This window comes from Curtobacterium uvaldense, from assembly GCF_028307415.1.
GTDB lineage: Bacteria > Actinomycetota > Actinomycetes > Actinomycetales > Microbacteriaceae > Curtobacterium.
Genome location: NZ_JAQMHU010000006.1, coordinates 1 through 18,430, shown reverse-complemented (window position 1 = coordinate 18,430; position 18,430 = coordinate 1). Strand labels below are relative to the sequence as shown.

The 18,430-nt window shown below is 73.2% G+C and carries 18 protein-coding genes and 1 tRNA gene; 5 read left to right on the top strand and 14 right to left on the bottom strand.

Going from position 1 to position 18,430, the window contains the following annotated elements:
• Positions 1-266: 266 nt before the first annotated feature.
• The 6 genes from PIJ49_RS05185 to PIJ49_RS05160 form a co-directional block, all read right to left on the bottom strand.
• The gene (locus PIJ49_RS05185) at positions 267-1,049 is read right to left on the bottom strand and encodes an ABC transporter ATP-binding protein (RefSeq protein ID WP_209682341.1); all 783 of its coding nucleotides are present in this window, start codon (positions 1,047-1,049) and stop codon (positions 267-269) included.
• On the bottom strand, positions 1,046-1,858 hold the full coding sequence (locus PIJ49_RS05180) for an ABC transporter ATP-binding protein (protein ID WP_209682344.1): 813 nt from the start codon (positions 1,856-1,858) through the stop codon (positions 1,046-1,048). The genes PIJ49_RS05185 and PIJ49_RS05180 overlap by 4 nt, the downstream gene beginning before the upstream one ends.
• The gene (locus PIJ49_RS05175; RefSeq protein WP_271826016.1) at positions 1,855-2,835 is read right to left on the bottom strand and encodes an ABC transporter permease; all 981 of its coding nucleotides are present in this window, start codon (positions 2,833-2,835) and stop codon (positions 1,855-1,857) included. Before PIJ49_RS05175 ends, PIJ49_RS05180 begins: the two co-directional genes overlap by 4 nt.
• Positions 2,832-3,785 carry an ABC transporter permease gene (locus PIJ49_RS05170; RefSeq protein ID WP_066654670.1) on the bottom strand — a complete coding sequence of 318 codons (954 nt, stop codon included), beginning with the start codon at positions 3,783-3,785 and terminating at the stop codon, positions 2,832-2,834. The genes PIJ49_RS05175 and PIJ49_RS05170 overlap by 4 nt, the downstream gene beginning before the upstream one ends.
• 115 nt (positions 3,786-3,900) lie before the next feature.
• The gene (locus PIJ49_RS05165) at positions 3,901-5,421 is read right to left on the bottom strand and encodes an ABC transporter substrate-binding protein (protein ID WP_209682347.1); all 1,521 of its coding nucleotides are present in this window, start codon (positions 5,419-5,421) and stop codon (positions 3,901-3,903) included.
• A 60-nt stretch (positions 5,422-5,481) separates the two neighbouring features.
• Positions 5,482-6,426, bottom strand: a complete 945-nt coding sequence (locus tag PIJ49_RS05160) for an alpha/beta fold hydrolase (protein WP_066654666.1) — start codon at positions 6,424-6,426, stop codon at positions 5,482-5,484.
• Between the two features lie 60 nt (positions 6,427-6,486).
• Between PIJ49_RS05160 and PIJ49_RS05155 the strand changes: the two genes are divergently transcribed.
• Together PIJ49_RS05155 and PIJ49_RS05150 are read left to right on the top strand one after the other, a co-directional pair.
• The gene (locus PIJ49_RS05155; RefSeq protein WP_066654664.1) at positions 6,487-7,416 is read left to right on the top strand and encodes a siderophore-interacting protein; all 930 of its coding nucleotides are present in this window, start codon (positions 6,487-6,489) and stop codon (positions 7,414-7,416) included.
• A 62-nt stretch (positions 7,417-7,478) separates the two neighbouring features.
• Positions 7,479-8,252 carry an ABC transporter ATP-binding protein gene (locus PIJ49_RS05150; protein WP_271826065.1) on the top strand — a complete coding sequence of 258 codons (774 nt, stop codon included), beginning with the start codon at positions 7,479-7,481 and terminating at the stop codon, positions 8,250-8,252.
• A gap of 204 nt (positions 8,253-8,456) precedes the next feature.
• Here PIJ49_RS05150 and PIJ49_RS05145 read toward each other — a convergent pair whose 3' ends face one another.
• The 5 genes from PIJ49_RS05145 to PIJ49_RS05125 all read right to left on the bottom strand — a co-directional run bounded on the left by PIJ49_RS05145 (position 8,457) and on the right by PIJ49_RS05125 (position 13,900).
• Positions 8,457-8,813 carry a Fe-S oxidoreductase gene (locus tag PIJ49_RS05145; protein WP_066654662.1) on the bottom strand — a complete coding sequence of 119 codons (357 nt, stop codon included), beginning with the start codon at positions 8,811-8,813 and terminating at the stop codon, positions 8,457-8,459.
• Positions 8,814-8,815: 2 nt separating this feature from the next.
• Positions 8,816-10,219: a dihydrolipoyl dehydrogenase family protein gene (locus tag PIJ49_RS05140; RefSeq protein WP_271826015.1), complete on the bottom strand. Its 1,404-nt coding sequence runs from the start codon at positions 10,217-10,219 to the stop codon at positions 8,816-8,818.
• A gap of 68 nt (positions 10,220-10,287) precedes the next feature.
• Positions 10,288-11,118 carry an arginase family protein gene (locus tag PIJ49_RS05135; protein WP_271826014.1) on the bottom strand — a complete coding sequence of 277 codons (831 nt, stop codon included), beginning with the start codon at positions 11,116-11,118 and terminating at the stop codon, positions 10,288-10,290.
• 45 nt (positions 11,119-11,163) lie between these two features.
• Positions 11,164-11,889, bottom strand: coding sequence for a PspA/IM30 family protein (locus tag PIJ49_RS05130; RefSeq protein ID WP_271826013.1), 726 nt, complete (start codon positions 11,887-11,889; stop codon positions 11,164-11,166).
• A gap of 79 nt (positions 11,890-11,968) precedes the next feature.
• Positions 11,969-13,900 carry a TPM domain-containing protein gene (locus PIJ49_RS05125; protein ID WP_271826012.1) on the bottom strand — a complete coding sequence of 644 codons (1,932 nt, stop codon included), beginning with the start codon at positions 13,898-13,900 and terminating at the stop codon, positions 11,969-11,971.
• A gap of 325 nt (positions 13,901-14,225) precedes the next feature.
• On the opposite strand from PIJ49_RS05125, the gene PIJ49_RS05120 reads away from it, so the two are divergent.
• A complete protein-coding gene (locus tag PIJ49_RS05120) occupies positions 14,226-14,429 on the top strand; it encodes a hypothetical protein (protein ID WP_058729997.1) in 204 nt (67 codons plus the stop codon).
• Positions 14,430-14,524: 95 nt separating this feature from the next.
• Here PIJ49_RS05120 and map read toward each other — a convergent pair whose 3' ends face one another.
• Positions 14,525-15,295: a type I methionyl aminopeptidase gene (map, locus tag PIJ49_RS05115; RefSeq protein ID WP_251159737.1), complete on the bottom strand. Its 771-nt coding sequence runs from the start codon at positions 15,293-15,295 to the stop codon at positions 14,525-14,527.
• Positions 15,296-15,342: 47 nt separating this feature from the next.
• Here map and PIJ49_RS05110 point away from each other — a divergent pair, with 47 nt between their 5' ends.
• Positions 15,343-15,648: a helix-turn-helix domain-containing protein gene (locus PIJ49_RS05110; protein ID WP_271826011.1), complete on the top strand. Its 306-nt coding sequence runs from the start codon at positions 15,343-15,345 to the stop codon at positions 15,646-15,648.
• A 16-nt stretch (positions 15,649-15,664) separates the two neighbouring features.
• Here the strand turns inward: PIJ49_RS05110 and PIJ49_RS05105 are convergent.
• Both PIJ49_RS05105 and PIJ49_RS05100 read right to left on the bottom strand, forming a co-directional pair.
• Positions 15,665-15,736 (bottom strand) — tRNA-Arg (locus tag PIJ49_RS05105).
• 134 nt (positions 15,737-15,870) lie between these two features.
• Complete coding sequence (locus PIJ49_RS05100; RefSeq protein WP_271826010.1) at positions 15,871-16,443, bottom strand: hypothetical protein; 573 nt, start codon at positions 16,441-16,443, stop codon at positions 15,871-15,873.
• 72 nt (positions 16,444-16,515) lie between these two features.
• On the opposite strand from PIJ49_RS05100, the gene argS reads away from it, so the two are divergent.
• Positions 16,516-18,186 (top strand): arginine--tRNA ligase, encoded by a 1,671-nt coding sequence (argS, locus tag PIJ49_RS05095; protein ID WP_271826009.1) that lies wholly within the window; start codon positions 16,516-16,518, stop codon positions 18,184-18,186.
• Positions 18,187-18,430: the final 244 nt, after the last annotated feature.

Genomic DNA, 18,430 nt, shown 5'->3' with positions numbered 1-18,430 from the left:
ACGATGCGCACGTCGATCGACGCGTGCGATGTCGCGGCTCGGGAGGATGGCGCGACATCGTGGTCGTCGTACGACAGCGCATCTGTCGTCCTGACCGGAGCCCGGTCGCGGCTGTCGGGCCGAGCGACACCGTGGTCGTCGTACGACAGCGGAAGTGTCGCATCGCCCACTCCGCCCGCGCGACGCCCGCCGACCGACCCCCACCGACGCCGACCGCCGACGATGACCGCCGACGACGCCGACCGCCGACGCCGACCGCCGCGCCCCTACGGCAGCGTCGGCGCCGCGGCCACCAGTGCCCGCGTCACCGGGTGGCGCGGGTCGTCGAGCAGCGACACCGGCCCCTGCTCCACGATCCGCCCCTCGGAGAGCACCGCCACGGTGTCGCACAGCCGCTGCACCACGCCGATGTCGTGCGACACGAGCACGAGCGTCAGCCCGAGGTCGTCGGCGAGCGAGCGGAACAGGTCGATCACCCGGGCGCGGACGACCACGTCGAGGGCGCTCATCGGCTCGTCCCCGAACAGGATCCGCGGGGAGTGCACCACCGCACGGGCGATCGCGATGCGCTGCCGCTGCCCGCCGGAGAACTCGTGCGGGTACCGGTCGGCGGCGTCGGCGGGCAGGTCGACGCGCTCCAGGACCGAGGCCACGAGCGCGCGGTGGTCACCCGGTAGCTGCAGCGCACGGAGCGGCTCGGCGACGATCGCGCCGACGCGCATCCGCGGGTCGAGGGACGCGTACGGGTCCTGGAACACCACCCCGGTCTCGCGACGGAACCAGCGCATCGCGGCCGCGGAGGCCGACGCGACCACGGGACGACCGCCGGCCGTCACGGAGCCCGCGGTGGGTGCCTCCAGGCCGGCGAGCAGCCGCACCAGCGTCGACTTGCCGGAACCGGACTCACCGACGATGCCGAGCCGCGCCCCGGAGGCGACCGTCAGGTCGACCCCGTCGACGGCGGTCCGCACCGGCCCGGGTTCGAAGGGGCCACGGCGTGGCAGGCGGTACGTGCGGTGGAGGCCGCTGGCGTGCAGCGCGTCGGTCATGCGGGGCCTCCGGTGCGGCGGGCGGTGGCGCGGGCGGCGTCGACGAGGGCCGCCGTCGCCGGGTGCTGCGGGGCGTCGAGCAGCGACCGCACCGATGCCTGCTCGACCACGCGGCCGTGATCGAGGACGACGGCGGTGTCGGCGATACGGGCGAGCACCGCGAGGTCGTGCGTCACGAAGAGCATGCCGGTCCCGCGCTCGGTCGAGAGCCGTTCGAAGAGCTCGAGGATCCGGGCCTCGGTGGTGACGTCGAGCGCGGTCGTCGGCTCGTCGGCGACGAGGTAGGCGGGGGAGCCGGCCATCGCCATCGCGATGCAGATGCGCTGCCGCTGCCCACCGGACAGCTGGTGCGGGTACTGGCGGAGCAGCGCGGCGGGGTCGGGCAGTCCGACGGCGTCGGCGAGTGCGACCGCGGCGGTGGCGGCCGCACGGCGGTCCAGCCCACGGTGCAGTCGCAGCGGTTCCGCCACCTGCGCACCGACCCGGCGGAGCGGGTCCAGGGCGGTCGCGGGCTCCTGGAACACCATGCCGATGCCGGATCCGCGGTGGCGCGCCCGGTCCCGATCGCGCATCCCCACGAGCTCGGTGCCGTCGAGGCGGATGCTCCCGGTCACCTCGGCCCCCGTCGGTTCGAGGCCCATCAGGGCGAGCGAGGTCATCGACTTGCCGGATCCGGACGCGCCGATCACGCCGACGCGTCGGCCGGGAGGCACGGTGAACGTCACGTCGTCGAGCACCGTCCGCCCCGCGATGCGGACCGTCAGTCCGGTCACCTCGAGACCGTCGCGTCCGGTCCGGTGGTCGCTCACGCCGTCACCCCCGGGGTCGTCGTGGTGGCGTCCGGTGCGCGTCGGTCTGCGCCCGGGGCGTCGGTGGCCGGGTCGTCGTCGGTCGGCTCGCCGGGGGCCGGGTCGTCGTCGGTCGGGGTGCCCGTTGCAGCCGGCGTGCCGGTGGCCGCTCGGTCGCCGGTGGTCAGGCGCGGGTCGGTCGCGTCGCGCACCGCGTCGCCGAGCAGCGAGAGTGCGGCGACGACGAGGGCGATCGCGGCGCCCGGCCAGGTCGCGCTCCACGGGTGCACGCCGATGTACGTCTGCAGGTCGGCGAGCAGGTTGCCCCACGACGCGGTGTCCGACCCCGCGCCGTAGCCGAGGTAGGAGAGGCCGGCCTCGGCGAGGACCGCCGTCGCCATCGCGAGCGAGAGCTGCACGGTGAACAGCGGCGCCGCGTTCGGCACCAGGTGGCGGGTGAGCACGCCGAGGGGCCCGACGCCGGAGGCCCGTGCGGCGACGACGTAGTCGCTCCGGGCGATGCGGCGGATCTCACCACGCGCGACGCGGGCGATCGTCACGCCGAACGACAGCCCGACGCTCACCACCACGACGCCGAGCGACCCCCCGAACACCGCCGTCAGGAGCATGGCGGTCAGCAGCGTGGGGAACGCGACGAGGATGTCGAGGAGGACGGCGGTGCCCTCGCGGACCCACCTCGTGGTCAGCGAGCCGATCGCCGTCAGGACGATGCCGACCAGGCTCGCGACGACGCCGGAGCCGACCGCGACGAGCACGGTCGTCCGGGTACCGGCGAGCAGGTAGCTCGCGATGTCCCGCCCTGCGGCGTCGGTGCCGAACCAGTGCGCGGGGCTCGGTGCCGCCCACTGCCGGAAGGGGTCGGCGCGGAACGGGTCCTGGGGCGTCCACACGAGGGACACCGCGGCGAGCACGACGAGGAGCGTCAGCACGACGACGGCGAAGCACCCCGTGGGTCGGGCGAGCAGACGGCGGATCACTCGCCCACCTCCCGCTGCCGGGGGTCGAGCGCACGGTGCACGACGTCGACGGCGAAGCCGACGACCAGCACCAGGCTCGTGAGCACGAGGAGTTCCGACTGCACCTTCGTGACGTCGCGTCGTCCGACGTCGGTCACGAGCATCCGTCCGACCCCCGGGAGCGAGAAGAGCTGCTCGACGACGACGGCCCCCACCAGCAGGCCGGCGATCTGCACGCCGAGGACGGCCAGCACGGTGAGCGCCACCGACGGCAGGCCGTGCCGCAGGAGCGCCCGCGTCCGGGTCAGGCCGATCGCCGCCGCGGTCCGGACGTGGTCGGCGTCCAGGACCGTGAGCGTGGCGGAGCGGGTGAACCGCAGGATCACGGCACCCTCGACGGCGCCGATGGTGAGCGCGGGGAGCACGAGCGACGAGAACGCGCGACCGGGTTCGTCCCACCCGTCGAGCGGGAAGCCCTGCGTCGGCAGCCAGTGCAGCGTGACGGCGAACAGCGCGATGAGGAGCATGCCGGCCCAGACCACGGGGACCGCCGCGACCGCCTGTGCGACGAAGCCGATCACCGCACCGCCGGCCCGACGGCGCAGCACCGCGGCGAGCACCCCGAGCGGGACGCCGAGCACGAGGGCGGCCACGAGCGACATCCCCGCGAGCGGCAGCGTGACGGCGAGCTTCTGCGCGATCTCCGGACCGACGGCGCCGTTCGTCACGAGCGACCGGCCGAGGTCACCGCGGAGCACACCGCCGATCCAGTCGAGGTACTGCACGACGACCGGCCGGTCGAGGCCGAGCTGCTGCCGGAGCTGCTCGACCTGGGCCGGCGTCGACTGGGTGCCGGCGACGATCTGCGCGACGTCGCCGGGCAGCACGCGCAGCGTGGCGAACACGATGATGCTCGCCACGAGCAGGCCGACGACGAGCAGCAGCAGTCGCCCGACGAGGAACCGGGTCACGCGTCCGATGCTACGGGGGCGGCGGCGCGAGCCCGGAGCGCAGCGCCGGACGGGCGCCCGGCGACCGGCCGGACCGTGTCGCCGGACCTGCGCCCGGCGACCGGCAGGGCAGTGGTCACCGGACGGCCAGTCCGGCCAGGTCGAGTCGCGAGTTGCCGCCGTCGACCGGGAACCCGGTCACACCCTTGCGCACGGCCGTGATCTCCGTCGCGGTGTACAGCCACTCGCCGGCGGCGTCCTCGCTGACGATGCGCGCAGCCTTGCGGAGCGCCTGTTCCTTCTCGGTCTGCGAGGTCGCGGCGATCGACTCCGCGTAGAGCCGCTGCACCTCGCGGTTGTCGTACCCGAAGTAGTAGTCCGGGTTCGCCCAGTTGCCGAAGTCGCGGGCCTCGACGTGGTCGACCACCGAGAGCTGGAAGTCCTTCTTCGTGAAGACCTGGTCGAGCCACGTCGCGAAGTCGACCCGCTCCACCTTCAGGGTGATGCCCACGTCGGCGAGCTGCGACTTCAGCACGTCACCGATCGTCGCCGGGTAGACGTTGGCGTAGGTGAGGGTCAGGTCCAGGTCGGTCTTCCCCGCCTCGGCCAGCAGCTTCTTCGCGTTGTCGGGGTCGTACGCGTCGATGTCGGTCAGGTCCTCGTACCCGGGGTCGAGCTCGGGGATCGGTCCGCCCTGCTCGACGCCCGTGCCGCCGATGGCCTTGATGAGCGCCTTCGGGTCGATCGCCTGCCGGATCGCCCGGCGCACCCGCTCGTCGGTGAAGGGCGCCTGGGCGTCGTTGAAGGCGAGCGTGTACTTGTCGGTCGTCTTCCCGCGGTGCAGCTCGATGTCCGGGTTGCCCTGCAGCTGGCCCTGCAGGGTGCCGTCGACGGGGTTCAGCACGTCGAGGTCGCCGTTGGCCATCGCGTTGACGGCGGTCGACGGGTCGGTGATGTACCGGAACACGATCTTCGCGACCTTCGGCTCGGTGCCCCAGTAGTCGTCGTTCCGGCTGAAGGTGAGCGAGTCGCCCTGCTTCCACGCCGACACCTCGTACGGTCCGGTGCCGTTGGCGCTGTCGGAGAGGTCGTTCGTCGCGGCCTGCTCGAGCACGAGTCCGGCGCGGCCGGTCAGGTTGAAGAGCAGATCGGAGTCCGGCGCCTCGAGCTGCAGCTCGACGACCCCGTCCGACGGGGAGCTGATCGACGAGACGCCCGCCAGCTTGGCGGAGTCCACGTAGGACGCGTTGTCCTTCGCCTGCTGCAGCGACCAGACGACGTCGGCGGCCGTGACGGGCTTGCCGTCCTGGAAGGTCGTGCCGTCGCGGAGGGTGAACGTGTACGTCTTCCCGTCCGACGAGACCTCGTGCTTCGACGCCAGCACGTCGCGGATCTCCCCGTCCGCCGTCCGGCCCACCAGGCCCTGGTACACGTTGTCGATGAGCACCTGGTCGAGCGCGGCACCGGACTGCGTGCGGATGTCGAGGCTCGTGGGCTCGAGCACGAGGCCGACGCGCACGGTGGCGTCGTCGCCACCGCTGCTGCTGTCGGAGCCCGAGCAGGCGGTGAGCGTCAGGGCCGAGGCGACGGCGACCGCGGTGGCGGCCAGGGCGACGCGTGCTGCACGGCCACCGCGGCGGGGGAGGAGCGGACTCATGGGTTGTGGGTTCCTTCCGGGCGCGTGGGGCGACGGTCGTCGCGGCGCGCTCGCACGAGGTTACCGGCGTTCGGGGCCGGATGACGGTTGTTGGACCTCGTGCAACAACCGGTGCCGTGCTCCCCATGCCCGGATCGCCGACGCCAGTTCGAGGGGGGCCTGGTTCTGCACCGCGTGCCGTGCCGTCACCGTCACGACCTCGGCGTCCGGGAGCCGCTCGGTGAAGCCGGCGTGCAGCTTCGGCGAGACGTACCCGCGGTCACCCCGGACGAGCAGCACCGGCACGGCGAGGGCCTCGAGGTCGGGCCACGCGTCGGCGAACCGCCCCACCGACGCCGTCCGGCCCGAGGGCAGGTGGGGGAAGTGGTGCCGGCGGACGAGCCGGCCGTCCTCGCCGAGCCGGGTGGTGTGCCGGGCCTCGCGGAGGAGCACCGCGCGGTCGTCCCCGACGCGGGCCTCGACGGCGCGGTCGACGACCTCGTCGAGCGATGCGAACGGCGTCTCGTCCTCCAGCGCCCGGGCGATGCGGTCGACGGCGCGCTGCGCGAAGTCCGGGGACATGTCCACGAGCACCAGGCCGGTGACACGCTCGGGTGAGGTCGCGGCCAGGCGGGCGGCGAGGATGGCACCGAGCGAGTGGCCGACGACCACGCCCGGCGGGACCCCGAGGGCGTCGAGCGCGGCCAGCACCTGCGGAGCCGTCGCGCTCGCGCCGTAGTCGGCGTCGTCCCGCCAGGACGACCGGCCGTGCCCGGGCAGGTCGAGGGCGACCGCCGGTTGCCCGACCGCGATCGCGGTCTGGTCGAAGCTGTGCGCGTCGATGCCGAGCCCGTGCAGGTAGGTGATCCGTGCCTCCCGGCCGTCCGCCGTGTCCCAGCGGATCGCCGCGGTCTCGCGTCCGTCGTCGGTCCGGACCACCTGCCGGGAGGCGCGGAGCGGCTCCGTCACGCCGCTCGCAGCCGCCAGCGCGGCCAGGTCCGAGAATTCGTCGTCGGGTTCGTGCACGGGTCCGATCCTCGCACCCCGTCGGGTACCCCGTTGCACCCTGGAAGCCTTAGGTAAGGCATGCCATACTCGTACCTCGTGGCAGCCCGGTACCGAGTCTTCTCCGTCCGCGTCGCGGCCGTGTCGGCGCTCACCCCGTCGTTCGTCCGGGTGACGCTCACCGGTGACGCGCTCGCGGACTTCTCCGCGGTCGGGCTCGACCAGCGGATCAAGGTCGTCCTGCCGATCCCCGGACACGGGTTCACCGACCTGCCCGACGGTGACGACTGGTACGGCGCGTGGCGCGCACTGCCCGACGCCGAGCGGAACCCGCTGCGCACCTACACCGTTCGGTCCTTCCGTCCGGACGCCCGCGAGCTCGACATCGACTTCGTGGCGCACGGGGACACCGGACCGGCCTCGCGGTGGGTGTCGGCGTGCCGTGTCGGGGACGAGCTCCGCATCGTCGGTCCGGCCGTGCCGTCCTCGCCCGCCGAGCTGCCGAGCGGCGCCGCCGAGTTCGCGCCGGGAAGCGCGACCCGGATCCTGCTCGCCGGGGACGAGACCGCCGCTCCCGCGATCTGCGCCATCCTCGAGGCACTCGACGTGGCGACCGTCGGACACGTCTTCATCGAGGTCCCGACCGACGCCGACCGGCTGCCGGTCACCGCACCCGCCGGTGTCGAGGTGCGGTGGATCGCCCGCAACGGTGCCTCGCACGGGGTCCGGATGACGGACCAGGTGCACGCCTGGGCCGCCGAGGTCACGACCGGGGCCGCCTCGGTGGCGGAGCCGGTGCGCGGCGCCGTGGACCTGGCCGACGTGGACGTCGACGAGCAGGTGCTCTGGGACGTGCCGGCCGCGCTCGACGAGCGACCGGTGTACGCCTGGATCGCGGGCGAGGCCGGTTGCGTGAAGGAGCTCCGCCGACACCTCGTGCGCGGCGTCGGACTCGACCGTCGGCAGGTCGCGTTCATGGGGTACTGGCGGCACGGCAAGGCCGAGCACTGAACACGGCAGCGTCCGCCCCGGCGCCGTCCGGGCGAGCCGGTGGTCCCGTCCCGACGACGGCCCTGGGGGCGCGCGGGCTGACCCTGGCGTACGACGACCGGACCGTGGTGTCGTCGCTCGACGTCGACGTGCCCGACGGGGAGCTCACCGTGATCGTCGGTCCGAACGCCTGCGGCAAGTCCACCCTGTTGAAGGCGTTCGCCCGCACCCTCCGGCCGAGCGCCGGCACGGTGTTCCTCGACGGCACCCCGATCGACTCGCTCCGCCCGAAGGCCGTCGCCCGTCGGGTCGGCATGCTGCCCCAGACGCCCGTCGCACCCGAGGGCATCACCGTCCGGGACCTCGTGTCCCGCGGCCGCTTCCCGCACCAGGACCTGCTGCACCCGTCGTCCGGCTCCGACCGCACCGCCGTGCAGGCCGCGCTGGAGCAGACCGACACCGTGTCGCTCGCCGACCGGAGCGTCGGTGAGCTCTCGGGTGGGCAGCGGCAGCGCGTGTGGATCGCGATGGTGCTGGCGCAGGAGACCGACATCGTCCTGCTCGACGAGCCGACGACGTTCCTCGACATCGCGCACCAGTACGACGTGCTCGAGCTCGCCTCGGCACTGCACGCTGCGGGCCGCACCCTCGTGGCGGTGCTCCACGACCTGAACCAGGCCGCCCGGTACGCGACGCACCTCGTGGCGATGCGCGACGGGGCGATCGTGGCACAGGGCACGCCGGCCGCGGTGCTGACCTCGGAGCTGGTGGAGGACGTCTTCGGACTGCCCTGCGTGGTCGTGCCCGACCCGGAGACCGGGACACCCCTGGTGGTGCCACGCCGGCGTGTCGCCTGACCGCCGACGGCTCGGCGCGGGTGCTGCCTGCCCCGAGCGGGCAGGACATGCCGCTCGCGTTCGTCGAGCGGGTGCGATCCGTCGGTCCGGGGTGACGAGGGTGACGGATCCGGCCCGCTCGGTGGCTCGGAGCGGACCGCCTGACGGACGGGAGGCACGGGGCGGACCCGCCGTGCGCCTCCCGTCCGGTGGTGGGTCACCCGGTCAGCGGTAGCCGCCGTCCTCGAGACCGGCCTCCACCTCGAAGCGGTTGCGGGCGGCGTCGCGCCCCGCGAGGGCGTAGAGCAGCGGCATGAGCATGCCGTAGCGACGCCACTGCGTCACGTGCACCCGTTCGTGCCGCAGCACGCGCGGGCCGTCGTTGTCCCGCGTCAGGTACACCGACCCGACGCACGTGCCGCCGCGCCGGAACGCCCAGCGCGGCAGCCCCGTGCACACGATCAACCCGTCCTCGACCCGTATCCGCCCGGTCGAGAAGGGCACCCCGACGGCCAGTCCGACCGCGGTCGCGAACACCCAACCGGCGCGCGAGACGGGGGAGTCGAGGAGCGGGTTGCGCACCCCTACTCCGGTCGGCCGTAGGTCTCGAGCAAGCGGAGCCAGACCTCGTTCATCGTCGGGTACGCCGGGACCGCGTGCCAGAGCCGGTCGACGGGGACCTCGCCGACGACCGCGACCGTCGCCGCGTGGAGCATCTCGGCGACGTCCTGTCCGACGAAGGTCACGCCGACGACGACGCCGCGGGACTCGTCGACGACCATCTTCGCCCGGCCGGTGTAGCCGTCGGCCTGCAGCGCCGAGCCGGCGATCGCACCGAGGTCGTACTCGACCGCGCGGACGTCGATGCCCTGCTCGCGTGCCGCGGCCTCGGTCAGGCCGATGCTCGCCACCTCGGGGTCGGTGAAGGTGACCTGCGGGACGGCTGCGTGGTCGGCGGTCGCGACGTGGGCGCCCCAGGGCTCGGCGTGCACCGGGCGGCCCTGCGCTCGTGCGGCGATGGCCTCGCCGGCGGCGCGTGCCTGGTACTTGCCCTGGTGGGTGAGGAGTGCGCGGTGGTTGACGTCGCCGACGGCGTAGAGCCAGTCGGTGCCCTGCACGAGCATCGTGTCGTCGACCTGCAGCCAGTCGCCCGGGGTGAGCCCCACGGAGTCGAGGCCGAGGTCGGCGGTGTGCGCCTTCCGACCCGTCGCCGCGAGGACCTCGCTCGTCACGACCGTGGTGCCGTCGTCGAGCGTCGTGGTGACCAGGCCGTGCTCGTCGCGGTCGACCCGCGTCGGGCTGACACCGGTGCGGACGTCGATGCCGAGTTCCCGCATCGCGTCGGCGACGAGCTCACCGGCGAACGGCTCCATGCCGCCGAGCAGCCCGTGCCGGGCGACCAGGGTGACCTTCGACCCGAGGGAGGCCCACGCGGTCGCGAGCTCGGAGCCGGCGACGCCGCCGCCGATGACGAGCAGGCTCTCCGGGACCTGCTGGGCGCTGGTGCCCTCGCGGGTGCCCCACGGCTGCGCATCCGCGATACCGGGGACGTCCGGCAGCTGGTGCAGCGAACCGGTCACGACGGCGACGGCCGCGCGTGCGGTGTGCGTCTCGCCGCCGACCTCGATGGTCTTCTCGCCGGTGATGCGGGCGTGGCCGCGGATCAGGGCGATGTCGGCGGACTCGAGCCAGGCCACCTGGCTGTCGTCCTGGTAGTCGGAGGTGAAGGAGTTGCGGCGCGCGAGCACCTTCGCGGCGTCCACGTGCCCGGTGACCGCCTGCGCGGCACCGTCGACGCGCTTCGCAGCCGCGACCGCGTGGCCGCTGCGGAGGAGCGCCTTCGACGGCATGCACGCCCAGTAGGAGCACTCACCGCCGACCAGTTCAGCCTCGACCACGGCGACCGACAGGCCGCGCTTGTGGGCGTAGTCCGCCACGTTCTCGCCGACAGCGCCGGCGCCGATCACGATGAGGTCGTAGTCCGTCATGCTCCCGAACCTACGCGGAGCGGCGGGGCGTCGGCCGTGCACGGCGCGGCGCGGATCCGGAGGACCGGTCAGCCGCGGTCGGTGGTGCGGGACGCGGTCGTCAGGGCACCGACCGCACGCAGGATCACGCCCAGGTCGTCGACCGCTCGGTCGGGGTCCACCGGTGCGAAGCCGGTCAGCGCGGCCCCGACGAGTCGCCGTCCCCGCGTCGCGGCCTGGATGCGCTCGACCAGACCGGAGGCGTCGATCCCGAAGGGCACCGGCTCGAGCAGCCCGTCCACCTCGGCCGGGTCGAGCACGTCGAGGTCGACGTGGACGAAGACGCGCTCGGCGCCGGTGGACCCGACCGCGACCGCGATCGCGTCCGGCGTCGCCGCGTCCACGTCGAGGTGGGTGATCCCGACCCGGTCGAGGGCGGCGATCTCGGCGTCCTCGACTCCGCGGACCCCGGCGAGCACGACCCTGGCCGGGTCCAGGACCGGCAGGTCGGGGAAGAGGTCCTCCGGGCGGTCGACGAGCAGGCGCAGGACGGCGGTCTCGGCTGCGACGGGTTGTGCGCGGTTCAGCGACCGGTAGCCGCTCGATCCGGCGATGCGCACGAACGCGGTGTCCGGACGCACGAGCACGGAGGCGCCGAGCACGCTCGACCCGTCACCACCGACCACCAGGACGGGTTCGCTCGCGACGCCGGTCTCCTCGGCGACGCGGTCGGCCACGGCACGGACCGACGTGTAGCGGGCGACGGCGGTCTCGAGCCGGTCGCCCGCGCCGGCCGGCACGTCGACGACGGTCGTGGCGGCGCGGGGGAGATCGGCTGCGATGGCCTGTGCTCCGTCGCCGAGGCGCATCGCGCGCGACGACGCCGAACCCTGCCACTGACCGACGACGAGGAACTGCATCGTCTCAGTCTGGCAGCAGGGTCCGGCGCCGTCCGCAGTTCCGCGTCAGATACCCGCGGACCCGCCGTTCTTCAGCGCGGCGAGACGTGCCTCGACCTCGGCGTCGCGACCCACGTCCTCCAGGCTCTCGAACTGCGCGTCCAGGCTCGACGACTGCAGTTCCTGCTGCCCGAGGACCTTCGCCTCCTCGCGGCGGACCTTCTCCTCGAAGCGGTTGAGGTCGCTCGTCGGATCGGTGATGTCGATGTTGCCGATGGCGTCGTTGACCTTGGACTGCGCCTCGGCGGTCTTCTGCCGGGCGACGAGCGAGTCGCGCTTGGCCTTGAGCTGTTCGAGCTTCTGCTCCATGCCGGCCAGCCCGGACTTGAGCTTCTCGACCTGCTCGTTCTGCGTGGCGAGCGGGCCCTCGTTGTCCTTGACCTCCTGCTCGGCCGCGATCTGCTTGCCGATCGCGATCTTCGCGAGGTTGTCGAACTTGTCGGCGTCCGCGGTCTTGCCCTCGGCGCGGTACTTGTCGGCGGCGGCCGAGGCGTTGGCGGCCTTCTGACCCCACTCGGTCGCCGCGCGCCTGTCCTCCTCGTGGTCCTGCTCGAGCAGGCGGAGGTTGCCGATCGTCTGCGCGATCGCCGTCTTCGCGTCGGCGATGTTGTTCGTGTAGTCGCGGACGAGCTGGTCCAGCATCTTCTGCGGGTCCTCGGCGTCGTCGATGAGCTGGTTCACGTTCGCCCGGATGAGCGAGGAGATCCGGCCGAGAATCGTCTGCTTTGCCATTGTGTTCCCTTTCGTGGAAGGTCTCTCGTGGTGCTGCTGGTCCTGGTGGTCGTGTGTCCCGAGGGGGTGGTGTCGGCTGTCAGAAGCGGCCGCCGCCGGAGAAGCCCCCGCCGCCCCCGCCGCCGCCTCCGCCGAAGCCCCCGCCGCCGCTGAAGCCCCCGCCGCCGCCGAAGCCCCCGCCGCCGAAGGAGCCGCCCCCGTAGCTGCCGCCGCGTCCGCCGAGGAGGCCGCCGAGCACGATCCCGGTCACGAGGCCCCCGAGCTGTGCGCCGTTGCCGCCGCCGCCCTGCCCGGGCCATCCGCCCATGTCGTCGTTCGCCGCGTCCATCGCCGCGGCGGCGTACTGCTCGGCGGCGCGTGCAGCCCCAAGGGCACGGGCGGGGTCGCTCGTGGCGAGGTCGACCGCGTCGTCGAGCGCGCGCTCGGCCTCGGACAGGCGCGTCCGGGCCGTCGTGCCGACGGCTCCCCGGCGGAGCGAGATGAAGTCGCGCGCCTGGCTGATCCGGGCCCGGGCGTCGCGCAGGGCGTCGTCGAGGGCGCGGCGTGCGCGCTGCTGCTGTTCCTGTGCACCGCGCGCGGCGGCCAGTGCGGCGTCGATCTCGGTGTTCGCCTTCGTCAGCGCGTCGACGGCGGCGATCGGGTCGCGCGGGTCGGAGCCCTGGCGGAGGACGGTGTCGGCACGGGTCACCGCGGCCGCGAGGGCCGGGTCGCCGGACCGCATCGAACGGGCTGCGGCGACGTCTCCCTCGATGTCCGCGCGCATCGCCTGGACCCGGGCGGTCGCCTCGGCGAAGGTGCGCTCGGCGCCGGTCGCACTCGCGGTCAGCTGCTGCACCTGTGCGAGCGCGTGCTGGGCGTCGCGCACGGCGATGACCGCCTCGCCCTTGTCCCCGGACGCGATGGCCGCGGTCGCCGCCTGCGACCGCTCCGTCGCGTAGCCGAGGACCTGCTCGGCCTGGTCGACGTTGTCGGAGACCGTCGCCAGGGTCCGGCCGCCGTACGACCCGCGCACCCGGTCGAGCGCGCGGCGGGCGGCGTCGAGCTCGACCGGGGCTGCCGCGACCGCGGAGGCGAGGGCGGTCGCGGCGTCCTCGACCCCGTCCTCGAGGGACCGCAGGTGGTCGAAGGCCTCGGTCTGCTCGTCGATGGACGCGTGGGCCTGCTCGCAGATGGCGACGATCTGGTTCGCCCACTGCGCGCGCTGCTGCGGGGAGTCCGGTACCTCGTCGTCGAGCTGCTGCTGGTAGGAGAACGCCTGCCGCACGTTCCGCTTCGCGGTCGCGACGGCCTCGGCGAAGGGCTTCGCCGCGTCCTCGCCGAACTGTGCCGTGGCGAAGCCGACCTCCTGCTCGGCCGTCCGGAGCTCGTCGTCGATGGTGACCAGCGCCGCGCCCGCCTTGCGCTCGAGCCCGGCGAGGGACGCCTCCTGCGCTCGTGCGGCCTCGGCGGTGCGTCGCTTGTTGCGGGTGCGGATCACCAGGACGGCGACGACCGCACCGACGACGACCACGAGCAGCAGGACCCACAGCCAGGTGAGGTCCGGCGGGGCCTGCGAGGAGACGAGTCCGTCCGCGAGGGCGACGGCGGCGCCCGCCCAGTCGCCGTCCCGCAGCTGCGGGACGGCGTCCTGCTGGTAGGCGGACTCGACGTCGCTGCTCGACAGTGCGGTCGCGTTCGTCTGCTGGATGTCGGCGATCCGGTCGTTGACCGCCACGGAGAGCACGATCGCGTCGGAGTCGATCTGGTTGCGCTCCATCAGGGCGTCACCCCAGGCGGCGTGGTCGGTCGGGTTCGTGAAGGTCGGCACGTAGACCACGTAGAGCTGCGTCTGCGTCCGGTCGTAGAGGTCCTGGACCGCCCGTTCGACCTGGGTCCGCTGACCGCTGCTGAGGGCACCGGCCTCGTCGACCACGTAGGCACCGCCGAGGTCGACCGGGTCCGTCGCGTGGGCTGCTGCGGCGGGCGTGATCACGAGTCCGGCGGCGAGGAGCACGGCGCCGATCCGACCCACGGCGCGTGTGATCGCCGAGCGGGCGCCGCGGACGGCCGCGTGGGGGCCTTCGCGATGCCGACCGAGCGCCCGAGGGGCCGATCCATCGTCGGTGCGCGATCCGTGGTGAGCCGCTCGCATCCGTCCTCCATCCGTCGTCCGGGAGCCCACGTTGCGCCCCCGACGGCCCCCGCACGGGCGCCGTCGCCCCGATGCTATCCAGGGCACGCACACAGCGGGTGGATCCTCTGACGACCCCCGGCGACGTCCGTCATCTGGAGGACTTGTACCCCGGACCGGGGTATGGTGGAGGCCATCGTTCGACGACGAGCGGAAGGGGAAAGCGATGGAGCGTACGACGAGCACCGAGGTCGTCCCACTGGAGGACGGCTACCACCGCGTCTCGACACCGGCGAGCGGTGTCATCGGCTTCGTCCGTGAGCAGGACGGCCGCTACGAGGTCCTCCGGGGCCGGGTCCGACAGGCCACGCGCTCCGAGGGCGCCTACAGCACCATGAACGTCGCGCTCATCGCGCTCACGCACGCCTGAGCCCGCGCCGGGTCCGCGGCGACCGCTCCAGCCTCGCGCTGACGTGAAGGCGCCGAGACGCTGACGCGGAGGCGTAGTGGCCGGCCTCGACCGCGTCAGCTTCCGGGACGGGTGAGCACCTCGACGCCGTCCTCGGTGATCGCGACGGTGTGCTCGGTGTGCGCGGTCCTCGCCCCCGTCGCGCTCCGCAGCGTCCACCCGTCGGGATCGGTGACGAGCTCGTCCGTGTCCGCCATCACCCAGGGCTCGAGCGCGAGGAGCAGCCCCGGTCGCAGGGTGTAGCCGCGCCCCGGCCGACCCGTGTTCGCCACGTGCGGGTCCTGGTGCATCGTCGAGCCGATGCCGTGCCCGCCGAACTCGGTGTTCACGGGGTAGCCCGCGGCGGTGAGGACCTCGCCGATGGCGTGCGACACGTCCCCGGTCCGGACGCCGGGGCCCGCGGCGGCGATGCCGGCGGCCAGCGCCCGTTCGGTGGCGTCGATCAGGGCGGTGTCCGCCGGGTCGGCGCGCCCGACGACGAAGCTGATCGCCGCGTCGGCGGCGATCCCGTCCAGGGTCACCGCGAGGTCCAGGGTGAGCAGGTCGCCGTCGGCGAGCTCGCGGTCGTGCGGCAGGCCGTGCAGCACCGCGTCGTTCACCGCGGTGCAGACGTGGTGACCGAAGGGGCCACGACCGAACGAAGGGGCGTAGTCGACGTAGCAGGAGACCGCGCCGGCGTCCTCGATCATCGTCCGGGTCCACCCGTCCACCTCGAGCAGGTTCGTGCCGACCGTCGTCCGCTCCCGGAGGGTCTGCAGGATCGTGCCGACGAGGGCGCCGGTGCGGCGGGCCCGGTCGACCTCGGCTGGAGGGAGGATCTCGATCATGCCGATGATCGTACCGGTATTGTCTGGCCGGTACTAGTATCGGCGCCATGGTCCGACTCCCGCTGAGCCCCGCCGAGCTGGAACGCGGTCGCCGGCTCGGCGCACTGCTCCGTCGTGCTCGGGGCGAGCGCTCGATCCTCGACGTCGCCCTCGATGCGGGCGTGTCGCCCGAGACCCTGCGGAAGATCGAGACCGGTCGCATCGCGACGCCGTCCTTCGCCACGATCGCGGCGGTCGCGAGCGTCGTTCGACTGTCGCTCGACGCGCTCTGGGACGAGGTGCACCCCGAGGCGGATCGGGTGGCCCCGGGCCGGGCGACGCACCCTGTGCACGAGGAGAGCCCCCGGCGATGACGCCGGGGGCTCGATGTGCCCCCAGGAGGATTCGAACCTCCGCCCCTGCCTCCGGAGGGCAGTGCTCTATCCCCTGAGCTATGGGGGCTCGTGGGTGAGATCAACCGTAGCAGGTAACGCGAGCCGGTCCCGACAGCGCGTGTCGCGTCCGTGTCGCGACCGCCGTCGGACGGGAGGCGCGGCACGGACCCGCACCGTGCCTCCCGTCCGGCTGCGGTGCCGTCAGCTCGCCGGGCTGGCAGACGCGGACGGCAGCAGCACGGAGCGCACCGCGTCCACGACGGGCTGCGCCCCGCCGGGCTCGGTGTACAGCGTCGACTCGGTGGTGACCCAGTACGGATCCGGGAAGGCGTCCGCGCGGCCGACGCCGTCGTCCAGCGCGTAGTAGCCCTCGACGCGGTAGGTCGGGACGGACCCACCGCGCTCGTAGAGGGCGTCCTTGAGCGTCGTGAGCGACTTCTCAGGCAGGTGCGCCACGGCGAGCGTGATCGTCGTCGACGGGTCGTCGGTGGCGACGAGGTGGCAGACCCGGCCGCGCTGGCGGGCGATCGTCGCGGCCGGCGTGCCCTTCGCGGGCGTCCAGGTCGTGTCCTGCTCGAAGGTCTTGCCGTAGACGGCGAGGACGCGCGTGGGCAGCAGCTCGGCGCACGTCTGCCGCACGGCGGTGCCGATCGGGGTGGCGCTCGCGCTCGGGGCCGCGTCGTCGGACCCGCCCGTGCAGCCGGACAGGGCGACGGCGGCGGACACGGAGAGCAGGGCGACGGTGATCGCCCGGACACGGCTGCGGGAGGTCATCCAGCCATGATGCTGCACACCGTCCGGCACCGGCCCGCGAGGCACCTGGGCGTCCCGGTAGACTCGACCCTCGTGACTCCTGCCGAACTCTCCGCCGCGTACCTGTCGATCCTGACCGGGATCGTCGAGCGACGAGGCGCGTCCGACACCGTGACGATCGGGGAGTCCCACGTGGCCCTCGAGCGGCCGAAGAACCGTGCGCACGGCGACTGGGCCTCGAACGCGGCGATGCAGCTCGCGAAGCGCCTCGGTACGAACCCGCGCGAGCTCGCGACCGAGATCGCCGGCGAGCTGACCGAGCTCGACGGTGTCGCGTCCGTCGACGTCGCCGGCCCCGGCTTCATCAACATCACGCTCGAGGCCGCCGCCGCCGGTGAGATCGCCCGCACGATCGTCGACCAGGCCGACGCGTTCGGACACGGCGACCTGTACGAGGGCGTGTCCATCGACCTCGAGTTCGTGTCCGCGAACCCGACCGGTCCGATCCACATGGGCGGTGTGCGCTGGGCCGCCGTCGGTGACTCGCTCGCCCGCGTGTTCGAGGCGCAGGGCGGCCTCGTCACCCGTGAGTACTACTTCAACGACCACGGCGCACAGATCGACCGCTTCGCCCGGTCGCTCGTCGCCTCGGCGCTGGGGGAGCCCACGCCGGAGGACGGCTACGGCGGTGCCTACATCGGCGAGATCGCCGCGCGGGTCATCGCGACGCTGCCCGCCGGCACCGACGTGCGCGACCTGCCGCGCGACGAGGCGCAGGAGCTGTTCCGCCGCGAGGGCGTCGAGTTCATGTTCACCGACATCAAGTCCTCGCTGCACGACTTCGGCGTGGACTTCGACGTCTACTTCCACGAGAACTCGCTGCACGAGTCGAAGGCCGTCGAGCGGGCCATCGAGCGGCTGCAGTCCCTCGGCAAGATGTACGAGGCCGAGGGTGCGCTCTGGCTCCGCACGACCGACTTCGGCGACGACCGCGACCGCGTCGTGATCAAGTCCGACGGGCAGCCGGCGTACATCGCGGGCGACCTGGCGTACTACCTCGACAAGCGCGAGCGCGGCTTCGAGCGCAACCTCATCATGCTCGGCGCGGACCACCACGGCTACGTCGGTCGCATGATGGCGATGTGCGCGGCGTTCGGTGACGAGCCCGGCAAGAACCTCGAGATCCTCATCGGCCAGATGGTGAACCTGCTCAAGGACGGCCAGCCCTTCCGCATGTCGAAGCGCAACGGCACGATCGTGTCGATGGAGGACCTCGTCGACGCCGTGGGTGTCGACGCCGGTCGCTACGCCCTCGTGCGGTTCGCGAGCGACACCTCGATCGACATCGACCTCGACCTGCTCACCAAGCGCACCAACGACAACCCGGTGTTCTACGTGCAGTACGCCCACGCCCGCACGCAGTCGGTCGCCCGCAACGCTGCGGCCTCGGGCGTGGACCGCTCCGCGTTCGACGCGTCCCTGCTCACGCACGAGACGGAGAGCGCCCTCCTCGGAGCCCTCGCCGAGTACCCGCGCGTGGTGCGCCAGGCCGCGGAGCTCCGCGAGCCGCACCGCATCGCGCGGTACATCGAGCAGCTCGCCGGGCTGTACCACCGCTGGTACGACTCCTGCCGGGTGACGCCGCTCGGCGACGAGGCCGTGACGGACCTGCACCGCACGCGCCTGTGGCTGAACGACGCGACCGGGCAGGTCGTCCGCAACGGTCTCGGTCTGCTCGGGGTGAGTGCGCCCGAGCGCATGTAGCGCGGCGCGCGGCGTCGCGTCGCGTCGAACCACGTTCTCGACATCGAACCAGGCGATCCGCCTGGTTCGATGTCGTTTCAATGGTTCGTCGCCGGCGCGCCCTGCACGCGTCCGCACAACCGGAAGCACGTCGCGCCACGTGATCACGTGGCGCGACGTGCTTCTGCTTGTGCGCGAGCACGTCGCGCCGCGTCGGGCCGTGCGCCGCGTCGCGCCGCGCACCGCGCCCCGCCCCGCCCCGCCC